General features: G+C 69.9%; 14 protein-coding genes. 10 read left to right on the top strand and 4 right to left on the bottom strand.

Translation table 11 applies throughout. The features are described 5' to 3' along the window. Positions 1-2: 2 nt before the first annotated feature. The 7 genes from HUT12_RS06290 to HUT12_RS06320 all read left to right on the top strand — a co-directional run bounded on the left by HUT12_RS06290 (position 3) and on the right by HUT12_RS06320 (position 5,319). Positions 3-821 carry an alpha/beta fold hydrolase gene (locus tag HUT12_RS06290; RefSeq protein ID WP_176092787.1) on the top strand — a complete coding sequence of 273 codons (819 nt, stop codon included), beginning with the start codon at positions 3-5 and terminating at the stop codon, positions 819-821. Between the two features lie 108 nt (positions 822-929). After that, on the top strand, positions 930-1,691 hold the full coding sequence (locus HUT12_RS06295; protein ID WP_176092788.1) for a hypothetical protein: 762 nt from the start codon (positions 930-932) through the stop codon (positions 1,689-1,691). 10 nt (positions 1,692-1,701) lie between these two features. Next, positions 1,702-2,742 (top strand): class I SAM-dependent methyltransferase, encoded by a 1,041-nt coding sequence (locus HUT12_RS06300; RefSeq protein WP_176092789.1) that lies wholly within the window; start codon positions 1,702-1,704, stop codon positions 2,740-2,742. 1 nt (position 2,743) lies between these two features. Beyond that, positions 2,744-2,971: an MbtH family protein gene (locus HUT12_RS06305; protein WP_131051455.1), complete on the top strand. Its 228-nt coding sequence runs from the start codon at positions 2,744-2,746 to the stop codon at positions 2,969-2,971. Continuing rightward, positions 2,968-3,987: a guanitoxin biosynthesis L-enduracididine beta-hydroxylase GntD gene (gene gntD / locus HUT12_RS06310; RefSeq protein ID WP_176092790.1), complete on the top strand. Its 1,020-nt coding sequence runs from the start codon at positions 2,968-2,970 to the stop codon at positions 3,985-3,987. The genes HUT12_RS06305 and gntD overlap by 4 nt, the downstream gene beginning before the upstream one ends. Positions 3,988-4,054: 67 nt before the next feature. Beyond that, a complete protein-coding gene (locus HUT12_RS06315) occupies positions 4,055-4,894 on the top strand; it encodes an SDR family NAD(P)-dependent oxidoreductase (RefSeq protein ID WP_131051457.1) in 840 nt (279 codons plus the stop codon). Next, the gene (locus HUT12_RS06320) at positions 4,891-5,319 is read left to right on the top strand and encodes a hypothetical protein (protein WP_176092791.1); all 429 of its coding nucleotides are present in this window, start codon (positions 4,891-4,893) and stop codon (positions 5,317-5,319) included. Before HUT12_RS06315 ends, HUT12_RS06320 begins: the two co-directional genes overlap by 4 nt. A 64-nt stretch (positions 5,320-5,383) precedes the next feature. On the opposite strand, the gene HUT12_RS06325 is transcribed toward HUT12_RS06320, so the two are convergent. Next, entirely contained in the window at positions 5,384-6,364 is a 981-nt protein-coding gene (locus tag HUT12_RS06325) for a helix-turn-helix transcriptional regulator (protein ID WP_131051459.1), read from the bottom strand. A 247-nt stretch (positions 6,365-6,611) separates the two neighbouring features. Between HUT12_RS06325 and HUT12_RS33120 the strand changes: the two genes are divergently transcribed. Both HUT12_RS33120 and HUT12_RS06330 read left to right on the top strand, forming a co-directional pair. Next, positions 6,612-6,734, top strand: a complete 123-nt coding sequence (locus HUT12_RS33120; protein ID WP_255446594.1) for a hypothetical protein — start codon at positions 6,612-6,614, stop codon at positions 6,732-6,734. A 491-nt stretch (positions 6,735-7,225) separates the two neighbouring features. Further along, positions 7,226-7,930 (top strand): response regulator transcription factor, encoded by a 705-nt coding sequence (locus HUT12_RS06330; protein ID WP_176092792.1) that lies wholly within the window; start codon positions 7,226-7,228, stop codon positions 7,928-7,930. Here the strand turns inward: HUT12_RS06330 and HUT12_RS06335 are convergent, their stop codons facing one another. The 3 genes from HUT12_RS06335 to HUT12_RS06345 all read right to left on the bottom strand — a co-directional run bounded on the left by HUT12_RS06335 (position 7,931) and on the right by HUT12_RS06345 (position 11,274). Then, positions 7,931-8,494 carry a DUF5825 family protein gene (locus HUT12_RS06335; protein WP_176092793.1) on the bottom strand — a complete coding sequence of 188 codons (564 nt, stop codon included), beginning with the start codon at positions 8,492-8,494 and terminating at the stop codon, positions 7,931-7,933. Positions 8,495-8,498: 4 nt separating this feature from the next. Next, positions 8,499-10,328 (bottom strand): RiPP maturation radical SAM C-methyltransferase, encoded by a 1,830-nt coding sequence (locus tag HUT12_RS06340; protein WP_176092794.1) that lies wholly within the window; start codon positions 10,326-10,328, stop codon positions 8,499-8,501. A 175-nt stretch (positions 10,329-10,503) separates the two neighbouring features. Beyond that, the gene (locus tag HUT12_RS06345) at positions 10,504-11,274 is read right to left on the bottom strand and encodes a ferritin-like domain-containing protein (protein WP_131051463.1); all 771 of its coding nucleotides are present in this window, start codon (positions 11,272-11,274) and stop codon (positions 10,504-10,506) included. A 241-nt stretch (positions 11,275-11,515) separates the two neighbouring features. Here HUT12_RS06345 and HUT12_RS06350 point away from each other — a divergent pair, with 241 nt between their 5' ends. Further along, the gene (locus HUT12_RS06350) at positions 11,516-12,874 is read left to right on the top strand and encodes an MFS transporter (RefSeq protein ID WP_176092795.1); all 1,359 of its coding nucleotides are present in this window, start codon (positions 11,516-11,518) and stop codon (positions 12,872-12,874) included. Positions 12,875-12,942 lie beyond the last annotated feature (68 nt).

Genomic DNA, 12,942 nt, shown 5'->3' on the forward strand with positions numbered 1-12,942 from the left:
TCATGCCACTCGTCGTGGCCAACGGCACGAAGATCAGCTATGCCGAGCGCGGCACCGGGGAACCCGTCGTCCTGGTGATGGGGACCGGTAGCCCGGGCAGCGTGTGGCAGCTGCACCAGGTGCCGGCGCTGGTGACGGCCGGGTACCGGGTCGTCACCTTCGACAACCGTGGCGTCGCGCCGGTGCCGCCGGGCGCGGCGAAGCCGACCGTGGAAGACCTCGTCGGCGACGTCGTCGCCCTGGTCGAGCGAATCTGCGGCGGCCGGGCCCGGCTGGTCGGCACGTCGATGGGCGCGCACGTGGTGCAGGAGGTGATGGTCACCCGGCCGGACCTGGTGCGGCAGGCGGTGCTGATGGCGACGCGGGGCCGGACCGACACGTTCCGGGGCGCGCTCGCCACGGCGGAGGCGGCCATCGCGCTGGGGGAGGCGACGCTGCCGCCGCAGGCGTACGCCGTGTGGCGGCTGATCCAGAGCCTGTCCCCGCACACGCTCAACGACGAGAAGCAGGCCCGCTCCTGGCTGGACCTGATGGAGTTCTTCCCGCCCTCTCTGGAGGTGGCCGAGGCCCAGACCGAACTGGAACGGATGGCGGACCGGCTCGACGCGTACCGGGCCGTCACACCGCCGACGGACGGCACTCTGGTGGTCGGCTTCGCCGACGACCTGGTGACTCCGCCGCATCTCGGTCGGGAGGTCGCCGAGGCGATCCCCGGCGCCCGGTTCACCGAGGTCGCCCGGTGCGGGCACTTCGGTTATCTGGAACGGCCGGACGCCGTCAACGCCCTGCTCGTCGAGTTCTTCCGGTCAACCGTGGCGTGACCGTGTTCCTTCCGCATGTTCGACGCGATGAAAGTGCGTTGTCCGCGCCGCGGCCGGTGGCTCGGGCATGGGCGAAAACGGCGTAAGAGAAGCGAATAGGAGGTAACTGTGGAAGCTTCTGTGGTGGATCCCCTCGCGAAACTCGCGGCGCACGAGGTCAGCTCGGAACAGCTGACCGAGGCACGTGAGCACCTCGCGAAGTTCGGTTTCACGAAAGTGTCCTTCGTCGTTCCGGAGGAGTTGAAGGAGACCGTCGCGACCGAGGTGCTGAACCTGGTCGGCGAGGCCGGTGTCCGACGCGACCTGCGGTTCGCCGCGACCGGCAACACCCTGCGCCGGATGCGCAACGTGCGACGGGACGAGGTGGCCGAGCGCAGCACGGTCATCCCGGCGGTGTACCAGTCCGAGGCCCTGCTCGCGCTGCTCTCGAAGGTGGCCGGCGAAGCCGTGCTGCCCTGCCCGTACGAGCCGGAGCAGTACGTGATCACCCGGCTCGAGGAGAGCGGGGACACGCACGGCTGGCACTGGGACGACTACGCCTTCGCGCTGGTCTGGATCATCGAGTGCCCGGCGGTCGAGCACGGCGGCTTCGTGCAGTGCGTGCCGGGGACGACGTGGAACAAGGAGAACCCGGAGATCCACCGGGCCTTCCTGGCCGGCCCGACCTATTCGGCCTCCTTCGTGCCCGGTGACCTCTATCTGATGCGCACCGACACCACCTTGCACAGGGTCTATCCGATCACCGGGGGAGTACGGACGATCATCAATATGGGTTACGCCGCCACCACCGATCTGGAACGGCACATCTCACACGAGACGATGGACGCGTTGTGGGCTGAGTCGTCTCCGGCGGCGCCACAAATCCGCTAAGGAGGAAACAATGACCGACACCATCGTCGAGACTAATTCTGCGGACGCTCCCTCGTACACGGTCGGAGCAGCCGCGAGCCTCTTCTCGTCCTATGTGGTCACCTCGGCGATCTCCGCCAGCCACCAGATCGGCCTGCTCGACCTGTTGCACGCCGAGGGCGGCACGGACGTGGCCACGGCCGCCGGCAACCGCCTCGACCACGGCGTGGTCCGGGGGCTGCTGGACACGCTGGTCTGGGCGAAGGTGGTCGAGGCCGACGGGGACCGGTACCGGACCGGGCCGGGCTTCGCCGACGTCTACGCCGCCCGGGGCTACTTCTACTGGGTGGTCAAGGGGTGCGGCGAACTGTTCTCCATCGCCCCGGACGTCGCCGCACCCGAACAGCGGACGGGCGACTTCTACCACCGCGACATGCGGGCCGTGGCGATCGGCTCCCGGCTGATCGGCGACAGCGAGGTGGAGCCGCTCTTCGACGAGATCGTCACCGGGCTCGACTTCGCCGTGATCGCCGACCTCGGCTGCGGCTCCGGGCAGCGCCTGATCCGGATCGCCCAGCGCGACCCGTCGGTGAGCGCGGTCGGCGTCGACATCGCCCGGGGCTCGGTGGAACTGGCCGAGAAGTCGGTGGCCGACGCGGGCCTGGAGGGTCGCGTCCACATCGTCCAGGGTGACGTGCTGGCCCTGGAGCCCACCGAGGTCTTCGCCGACGTGGAGGTGGTGACCTGCGTCTTCATGGGCCACGACTTCTGGCCGATGCAGCGGTGCGTCGACGGGCTGGCCAACCTGCGCCGGGCGTTCCCGAACGTCAAGCGACTGATGCTCTGCGACGTGGTCCGTACCCCGGGTCCGGCCAGCCCGGAGACGACCACCATCTTCACCCTCGGCTTCGAGCTGATCCACGCCCTGATGGGCGTCTACATCCCCAGTCGGGAGGAGTGGTTGGAGGCGTTCGAGGCAGCCGGGTGGGACCTGGTCCGCGAGCGTCACGTCGCCGCGCCTCCGTCCGGGATCCTCTTCGAGCTGGTCCCGTCGGCCCCCAGGAGCGCCTGAGATGTCCAACCCGTTCGACCGGCCGGACGGCACATACCTGGTGCTGGTCAACGCCGAAGCGCAGTACTCCCTGTGGCCCGAGTCGAACCCGGTGCCCGACGGCTGGTCGGTGGCGCACGGCCCGGCCGGGCGCGACGACTGCCTCGCCTTCGTCGAGATCACCTGGGCGGACATGCGGCCGGCGAGCCTCGCCCGGGCGATGGCGGCGGACTCCGGAGCGTCCCGGTGACCACCGACTGGCCCCGATACCAGCTCAGCGACGCCGATCTGACGGCGTTGCGCGCGATCAGCGAGACCGTACGCGCGACGCCCGACGTGGACCCCCGGCAGCCGGACTTCTACGACCGCCACCGGTACGCGGTGCGGCACCTGCCGGCCGGTCTCTGGGAGTTCCTGGACGAGTTCCGGCACGGCGAGCCGGCCGCGGCCTGCTCGGTGCTCGGCTTCCCGGTCGACGACGGGCAGGTCGGGCCGACGCCGACGCACTGGGACGCCGAGCGGCGCGGCAGCCACGTCACCGAGGTCGAGGTGTTCATGGCGCTGTGCGGCATGGCGCTGGGGGATCCGTTCACCTGGACCACCCTCCAGGGCGGGCGGCTCATCCAGAACATCGTGCCGATCGCCGGTGACGAGGTGCGGCAGAACGGTCACGGCAGCGAGGCGTTGCTGGAGTTCCACACCGAGGACGCCTTCCACCCGAGCCGCTGCGACTACCTGCTGCTGTTCGGCGTCCGCAACGAGGACAAGGTGGCCACCACGGTGGCGTCGGTCCGGGAACTGGACCTGGACCCGGCCGACGTCGAGGTGCTGCGGCAGCCGCGCTATCACATCCTTCCCGACGACGAGCACATCCGTCAGCTCACCCTGAGCCAGCCGGACCATCCGGCCCTCAAGCTGGTCGAGCGGATGCGGGACGACCCGGATCCGGTCGCCGTGCTGTTCGGCGATCCGTCCCGGCCGTACCTGCGGATCGACCTGCCGTTCATGCGGTGCGTGGGCGGTGACGACGACGCGGCCGCCCGGCGGGCGCTGGACGCGCTGCACTCGCAGTTGCTCGCCCACCAGCACGACGTGGTGGTGGAGCACGGCACGCTGCTCATCGTCGACAACTACCAGGCGGTGCACGGCCGCAAGTCGTTCCGGGCCCGGTACGACGGGACCGATCGGTGGCTCAAGAAGTTGACGGTCAGCCGCAACCTGCGGTCGGGCAGCGGGTCGCCGGCGGGCGGCCGGGTGCTGGTCTGACCGGGAACACCGGTGGTGGGCGCGGTCACCGCGCCCACCACGACCCAACGAGAACTGGGAGAGTTCGATGCGGACGGTAATCATCTCCGGTGCCTCCAGCGGCATCGGCTGGGCCACGGCCCAACGGTTCGCCGCGGGCGGGGACCGGGTGTTCAACCTGGACGTGCAGGCCCCCGCCGATCCGCAGAACCCGGCGGTGCAGTGGATCGAGACCGACGTCGCGGACTGGTCGGCGGTCCGCGACGCGGTCACTCAGGTCGCCGAGACCGCCCCGATCGACGTGGTGATCGCCAATGCCGGCATCAGCGTGCGGCACGGGGTGCTGGACCTGTCCGAGGCCGACGCGCGCCGCGTCATCGACGTCAATCTGCTGGGCGTGCTCGGACTGTGGCAGGCGGCGGCCCGGGTGATGGTGCGGCAGCGGGCCGGCGTCCTGCTGGCCACCGCATCGGTCAACGGCGCGCGCGGATACCCGCTCTACGCCGACTACAACGCGACCAAGGCCGGCATCGTGGCGCTGTGCCGCACGTTCGCCCTGGAGCTGAGCCCGTGGATCCGGGTCGCCTGCGTCAGCCCGGGTGCGGTGCTCACGCCGATGCAGTTGGCCGAGTACACGCCGGCGATGCTCGACGAGGTGAACGCGAAGATCCCTGCCGGACGGCACGCGTCACCGGACGAGATCGCGGCGGCGTTCCACTATCTCGCCTCCCCGGAGGCGAGCTTCCTGACCGGGCAGGAGTTGGTGATCGACGGCGCGGAGACCGCCGGCGCGACCACCGCCGTGTTCGGCGCCGACACGAGCGAACGGAGTGAGCAGATCATCGAGGCAGACGCGCCCGGGGGCGGCACGCAGGGCGGTGCCGGTCGCAGGGAGCAGGGGACGACGCGGAGCGGAGTGCCGGCATGAGGAAGCAGGAGTCGGAACAGACCAGGAAGACGGTGTTGCTGGTGGTGATCGGTGCGGTCGTGTTGCTGGTGCTCGCCGGAGCGGGGTCGGCCGTGTTCCTGACGGCCCGCAGTGGTGGTGTCGCCAAGGACGTGGTGGACGACTACTACCGTGCGTTGGAGGAGCGGCGCTTCGACGACGCGTACGGGTCGCTCTGCGCCGACGTCCGCGCCGACCAGTCCCGGGAGGCGTTCACCTCGGCGGCCGAGGCGCGGCTGCCCAGCTCCCACGAGATGACCGGTGAGCTGCGGGTCAACGGCCTGCCGTGGAAGACCACCGGCACGGTCGGGGTCAGCGTCAGCTACGCCGACGGCACCACCCAGGCACGGCTGGTGTCGATGCTCCGCGAGGACGGCGACTGGTTCATCTGCGAACCGTCGGTATGACCCGCCGCGCCCTCGCCCCGTGGTCCCGCGTCGCGGGACCTCCCGGGGCGGGGCGCGGACCGGATCACAGCCAGCGTTGCCGCACCGCGTTGGCGCCGGCCTGGAAACGGCTCTCCGCGCCCAGCCGGGTGGTCAGGTCGGACATCATCCGTTGCACGGTGCGGACCGACAGGCCGAGTTTGCGGGCGGTGGCCTCGTCGGTGTAGCCGTCACCGAGGAGTTGGAGCAACTGCCGCTCGGTCGGTTCCAACCCGTTCTCGTCGGCGTTCGCGGCGGCGCCGAACGGTGTCGCGGTGGACCAGGCGTGGTCGAACAGCGCACTGAGGGCGGCGGTGACGCCCGGGTTGTGGATCTCGACGGCGCCCTTGCGGGCGTCGGTGGGGTCGACCGGCAACAGGGCGATCCGACGGTCCACGATGATCATCTGGAACAGCACCACCGGCAGGCAGCGGGTCTCGCCGCCGAGGTTGTTGAACCAGCGGGCGTAGGCCAGCGTGTCCGGGTCGTTCCGGAAACTCTCCTGATAGATCGACTTGATGGTCACGCCCCGCTCCAGGGCCTCCTGGTTGACCGGCTTGCTGGCGGCCATCGCGTCCGGCCGGTGCGCCCCGCCCGGGTTGAACGAGAGGCACTCCACCTGCGTCAGCCGGGCGAGTTGCTGGAGGCGTTGGCGCACCGAGTCGAGCTGCACGATCTGGATCAGTTGGTCCTGCTGGTCGGGCTGGTCGACGTGGTGCGCCTCGGAGAGCGCGTCGATGGCCGCCTGGGTCGCCTCGATCTCGTACTGCTGTTGGGCGATGTCCGCCTTGGCGCGGGCGAGCAGCGCCGCGAGACCGACCTTGGGACTGGTCGGCGTGATCTTGCCAGGGCTGACGGGCGACTCGCGGACCAGAGCGAGTTCGATCAGCTCGTCGAGTGCGTCGTGCACCTGCCGCGCGTCGATGCGTAGGGACTCGGCGATCTCGGCGACCCCCCAGGTCGACTGGCGCAACATGGTCATGTAAACGGCCTCTGCGGTGGTCGATATGCCCAGGGTGCTGAACACGCTGCTCCCTTCCACTAGTACTCCGTGCCTGACCGGTGGCGTGCCGGGAAAGAGATTGTCAGATGGCAAAGACGGCTGGCAAGATCCTGCCACGCTGACGTGAACCCGCCTGGCGCGATCCCGTCACTTCGATCTTGTTGACCGTATCCGGGCGTCGCAAGAGACTGGCTTCGCCGACGCGGTAATCGGGGAAACCGTTAGGCAGGTTGCCTGATTCGGGAAGGAAAGACGCCGTATGTCTCGTCGCATGAAGTTCGCCCTTGCCGCCCTGGCTCTCGTGGTCAGCGCCTCCGCTCCGGTGCTCGGAGACCGGGTTCCCAAAACCGACGGGCCGACCGCCGGGTACTCCTGGGGAATGCCGCTGCGCTAGGTCGCGGATGCCGTTCGCTGAACGTGGGGGTGTGTTGGCGGGGGGATGTCTACGACACATTGGATGGAAACGTGCAGCTGTCAGCCGTAACGCTCATTCCGGTGACGACGGCACGGACGCCGCTGACGCCCGAACGGCTAAGGGACCTGATTCTCGGCTGTCGTGTGGACGGCGATCGGGTCGAACACGTCAAGGTTATAGAACGAGCGGGTTTGATGTGGATAGGGGCCTATGTCGCTATCTGTGACATGAGATCCGCCGAACTGAGTCTGGCTGATCTTTGTGTACGGGCCGCCGAGCGACTCGACGGCTGGGAGGTGATCCGGCAGTGGGAGCTGTGATCATCGTCCGGTCGCGCGGCGTCCGACACCCGCTCTGAATGGGCGGCGGAGGGTCCGACTTTCACTCTCCGTGGTCCGGTGGAAATGCAGCAGGACCGTGCCGGCCGATGGTCGGTCGGTGACGCGTGCCGTTATCGATGGGCATATAAGGTGATATACGATAGCCCAAGCTCAATACCCGTCCGTTCCACCATTACTGATAGAAACCTCGTCCAGCGGGCTGCTTATCAGGATCGGCGCGTACTCAGCGCCGACATCAGCGCCCTGCTGCTCAGCGCCGAGTTGACCGACCTCACCCGGACCGAACTCCTGGTCGTGGCGCCCGTACCCGGTCAGATGCCGCTGCCGGCGGAGGTGTTCGGCGAGCTACGGGCCCGCAACCTGACGGTCCGCCTGCTCTTCACGCCCGGCCGGGAGTCGCCGGCCGAGCCGGTGGCCGCCCTCGCCCGGGACGGGATCGCCCTGCCGGCCCCGGTGGACCTGCCCTACTTCCTCGTGGTGCGGGACCGGGCCGTGGTCTATCTGCCCCACCAGGATCCGGTGAACCCGTGCAACGGCCGGCTCACGCGGATCCGTAGCGTGGTGATGGGTGACTCGATGGCCACGGTGTTCGGCCTGATGTGGGACACCGCGGTGCAGCGCACCCGGGCCGCCCGCACCACGACCGCCCGGGTCGACGAGGGCGAGGAGCTGATCCGCGCGCTCGGCGAGGGACTCACCGACGACCAGGCCGCGGCGACGTTGCACATGAGCCGGCGGACCTTTGCCCGGCGGGTGTCCGACATGATGCACCGGCTCGACGCCAACACCCGATTCCAGGCCGGTGTCCATGCCGCGCGGCGCGGCCTGGTCTGATCAGACCGCCAGGTATGGCACCGGCCAGTGCCGCATCCGGAACGGGAGTACGAGCGTGCGGCCGTCGGCTTCGACGGCCAGACCTGCCTCGACCGCGTCAGCGACCAGCTCCGCGTCGTCGGCCTCCGGGCGGCCGTCCGCCGACTCGGCGAGAATTTCGAACCGGTCGGCACCGTCCTCGATGACCATCCGCGAGGCCGGCTGGCCGGGCCGGACGTCCTTGATCGTGACGATCCCGGGCCCCCGGCGGTAGTAGAACGACCCGTAGCGGTAGTCCCGCGCCCACGCCACCGTGTGGGTGACGTCGTCCAGCTTCACGCCGAGGCACGGTGGCAACAGGTGCGAGTAGGTGTGCAGCGGGAACGACGGACGACCGCTCAGCGTCCACCGCAGCCGCACCGCGTGGCTGGTGACCGCACGGAGCAGCCGCAGCAGGTCGAGGTCCTGCGCCGGGGACTGCCCGAACCGCAACGGCTCGGGCAGCTCGACCGCGAGCAGGCTGTACGCCGCCGGGTCCGTCCGCAGTGCGTCGAAGGCGATCACCGCGCTCGTCGCCGTCGTCATGGGATCAGCTCACCTTCAACGGTTCGGTGGGGGTGGCCAGGGAGATCCAGTGGCCCTGCTCGGTGAAGAGCAGCCCGTCACCGGCCAGCTTCGCCAACCAGTCCTGCAACTCCTCCGGGGGCAGGCCGTACTCGGCGACCCGGGCGGCCAGGGCCTTCGCGGTCCGCCCGTTCTCCAACTCGCGGTACGCGGCCACGAACCCGGCCCCGGTGATCCGGTGGTCCTGCTCCGGCCAGCCGACCCGCCGGTCCTCGATCACGATCTCCTCGTCGTCGGCGTGCAGGATCCGCAGCGAGCTGGACGGGTACGCGTCGATCCAGATCCCGATGAGCTTGTGCAGCCCCTCGGCGTCGGTCTCGGAGAGCCCGGCCGGATCGGTGTCGAACAGATAGACCATGTCGGTCAGCTGTTCCGGCGCGAGTGCGTAGACGTGGTCGTACATCCTGGCGGGCCGGCGGTTCGGGAACCCCAGCAGCGGGTTCTCGAAGTACGGGCTGAAGCGCTCCAGCAGGATCCGGGCGGCACCGGCCGGTGGTTGCAGGTGCACCAGTGCCGGTAGTTGCCGCAGGACCGCCTCGTAGTCGGCGGTGGACTCGGTCGGGAATCCGTAGAGCCAGCTCCAGGAGACGGTCAGCGAGGCGGCCTCGCAGTCGCGCAGCGTGCGGACGTTGCGTACCCCGGTGACGCCCTTGTCCATCAGCTTGAGGACCGGGCTGACCAGCGACTCGATGCCCGGCTGCACGTGGGTGACGCCGGCCTGCCGCAACACGGTGATCTCGTCCGGGCGCAGGTTCGACTTGACCTCGTAGTGGATGCGCAGGTCCCAGTCGAGCGCGGCCACGCTGGGCAGCAGGTCACGGTAGTAGCGGTTGTCGATGATGTTGTCGACCATGATCGCGTCCAGCGTCTGGTGCCGGCGGACCAGCGAGGTCAGCTCCTCGATGACCGTCTCCGGCGCCTTGGCCCGGAACTGCATGCCGGTGCCGTTCAGGCCGCAGAAGGTGCAGTGGTGCTTCTCGCCCCACCAGCAGCCCCGGGCACTCTCCAGCACCAGCTTCGGCTCCACGTACTCGCCGACCGGCGACTCGGCGATGAGCGCGAACCAGTCGTCGTAGTCCGGCACCGGCATCAGGGCCGGCGGGATCAGCTTTCCCTGCGGGTTGTCGTGCCGGCCGTCCTGGTCACGCCAGCACAGTCCGGGTACGGCGGCCAGGGCTATCCGGCCGTCCAGCGCGTCGAGCAGGGCGGGGAAGGCGATCTCGCCCTCGCCGCGGACGACGTAGTCGACGAAGGGGAAGTTCTCGTGGATCGCGGCGCCCATCATCCCGTCGCAGTTGCCGCCGCCGAGCACGATGGGCACGTGCGGAGCCAGCTCCTTGATCCGCTTGGCGGTGGCGAGGCTCGGCGCGTTCTGCATGAACGTCGTGGTGAAGCCGACCAGGGTCGGTTCGGTGGCGAGGATCTCGCGGGCCGCGACCTCGACGAAGCCGGCGGCGTACTCGCGCATCCGGGTGACCCGGTCGATGTCGAGGCCACGGTCCTCGGCGTAGCGGCGCAACTCCGGCACACCGAACGCGTCGTCGCCGCGCAACACTCCGGCGAACACCCAGTCGCCGAGCCCGTGGAACAGCCCCTCCTCCGCGACCTCGGTGTACTCCGGCGGTCCCAGTTCGCCGCCGGAGGCCTCAAGCAGGTACTCGGCCCACCGGATGCCGCCGTGGTAGCTGAGTGGTTCCGGTCGGCCGGCGGCGACGGTGACGGCCTTCAGTAGTCCGATGGGCAGCGACGGGCAGTCCAGGGACTGCCACGGCATGGCCGCGAGGCAGATGGTCATCGTCTCGTCTCCGGGATCCGGCGCGGGTGGCAGGAACTGGTGGGCAGCGCGGGCTACCGGTGGTCCGGGCGGGTCACCCCACCCGGACCACCGGATCAGTCACCTGTGTTTCACAGGATGACGGCGTACTTGCAGGAGCCGTGCGTGACCTTCTTGATCGCCACCTTCTTGATCTTCATTTACGTTCACCTCCTTCGAGGTCGAGGAAGGACAGACCGGCGGCCCGCAGTCGGGCCCGGTGCCGCCGGACGAACCAGGACCGCACCTTCTCGGGGTCGCGGCCGGTCAACGTGGCGCACGACGTCGCGATGCTGTTCAGCGCCGTGATGTCGAAGCCGATGTCGTGCCACTCCTGACCGTGCGCGCGCCAGAGTTCGGCGCCGGCCGGGGTGGCGGAGACCCGGGAGAGATAGTTCAGCCCGATGGCGATGTGCTGCATCTCGTCGGTCCGCACCGCCTCGTACAGGCGGGCGAGCGGGTCACCGGCGAAGATCTCGCTGAAGAGGATGAACTCGTCCGACGCGAGCCCTTCGAGGATCGTGTGGACCAGCGCCCGACCCATGTGCGGCAGGCTCAGCAGCATCTCGTCGAGCGGTTCCATCGTCTCCTGCGCGTCCGGCTCGACGTCGCCGCCGATCGCGCGGGCGTACTGGTAGAAGGCGTCCGCGTGGCGTGCCTCGTCGGCGGTGGCCAGGGCCAGGCTGAAGCGGAACGGCGCGTCCTCGGTGTTCGCCGCCAGCGTGGCGGCGGCGACCAGTCCGGCCTGCTCGGCGTAGTACCCGCGCGAGGCGGCCCGCCAGGCGATCTCGGTGCGGTCCCAGTCCTTGCGGCGCAGTCCGTCGCCGATGATGTCGCTCGCGCGCCAGGCCTTCTTGTCCCGGGTCACACCGAAGACGCGGTACGCGACGGCGTCGCTGTCGAGTTCATCGTGACGAATGAGTGCCATGACCAGCTCCACTACCGACAGGGGAAGGGATCTCGGCCTCACGTCTGGCAGGGCGATCCGGCGGCGAACCCGTGGGTTCGGCTGGGACCGGCCACGCGCCTCGTGTCCTGCCTGCGGCCGGTGCTACCAGCCACTTCTCCGCCCGGAGCTTGGCGCCACGGTAACGGCGGTGTGAACCATGGTCAAGGTGCCCGTCGGGCGGTGGCACGGACCTGCCACCCGGGCGGCATACCCTGCGCTGATGACTGCGGGACTGGGGCGGCTACGGCGCCGGGTGGAGGGTCTGGGCCCGCTGGTCGCGGCGCACGGGGCCGGTGTCGTCGGCACCGAGATCACCGCGCTGGCGCTGCCCACGCTGGCGATCCTCCACCTGGGAGCGTCGCCGCTGGTGGCCAGCGCGTTGTTCGCGATCGAGTTCGGCACGCATGCCCTCGCGTCCCCGATGCTCGGGGTGGTGGTCGACCGGACCCGCTCGCCGCGCCGCCTGCTCGTCGGTGGGAGTCTCGGCTACGCGGCCGTGGTGGCCACGGTGCCGGTCGCCGCTCTGCTGGACGTGCTCACCATCCCGATGCTGGCCGTGGTCGCGGTCGTCGCCGGTGGCCTGGGTGCCCTGGTCACGATCGGCCTCCAGGCCTCGATACCCCGCCTGGTGCCGGCGGAGCGGCTGGTCCAGGCGAACTCGGCGATGGCCGGGGCGCGGTCGGTCGGGCAGGTGGCCGGGCCCGCCCTGGCCGGCTGGCTGATCCAGGTGGCCGGCGCCGCCGCCGCGATGGGCGTCGACGCGCTGGCCCGGCTGGTCAGCGTGGTCGCGTACGCCCGGCTGCGGATCGGCCCCCGCACCGACCCCGCCGCCACCTCCGCAGGTGCGACGGCCGGACTGCTCGACCAGCTGCGCGAGGGCGTGGCCGCGATGCGTCAGCGCCCGGTCCTGGTGCGGGTGGCGGTGACGGCGGCGGCCCTCAACTTCGGCGGCTCGGCGCTCGGTGCCCTCTATCTCGTCTACGCCTACCAGCACCTGCACCTGTCACCCGGGCTGATCGGGATCACCTACGTGGTCAGCAGCGTGGTGTCCATGCTGGCCGTCACGGTGGCGGGCCGGGTCATCCGCCGGCTGGGCATGACCCGGGTGGTGCCGGTGTTCGCCCCGCTGGCCGGTGCCGCGCTGTTCCTCATCCCGGCCGCCACCGTCGCCCCGCCCTTCGTCACGCTCGTGGTCTACGAGGCGATCTTCTCGTTCTGCGCCACCGTCTGGTTCATCGCGACCACCACCCTCCAGCAGTCGCTGGTGCCCACTCACCAACTCGGCCGGGTGATCGCCCTCGGGCGGGCCGCGACGACCTTCGCGATCCCGGTCGGCGCACTGCTCGGCGGAGCCCTGGCGCAGTGGTGGGGACTGGTGCCCACGCTGATCCTGTTCGCCTCCGCCGCGCTGCTCGGCGGCTGCGTGAGCAGCCTGCGCGGCACCGGTACGGACCTGTCCGGCCCGGAAGATGGCACGATCTCGCCAATCGACGATTCCGACGGCGGCGACCAGGTTGGCAGCATCGCGCCATCCTCGGAGCCAGCCGTTGACGCCGCACCCCGCCGACCCGAAAGTTGAACCGGCATCACGTTTGGCGCACCGCGTTCTGCGATCTCCGCCCGGGACCGCACTCGCTGAGAAGCCAA

The sequence above is a fragment of the Verrucosispora sp. NA02020 genome (genome assembly GCF_013364215.1).
In the GTDB taxonomy this organism is placed as follows: domain Bacteria; phylum Actinomycetota; class Actinomycetes; order Mycobacteriales; family Micromonosporaceae; genus Micromonospora.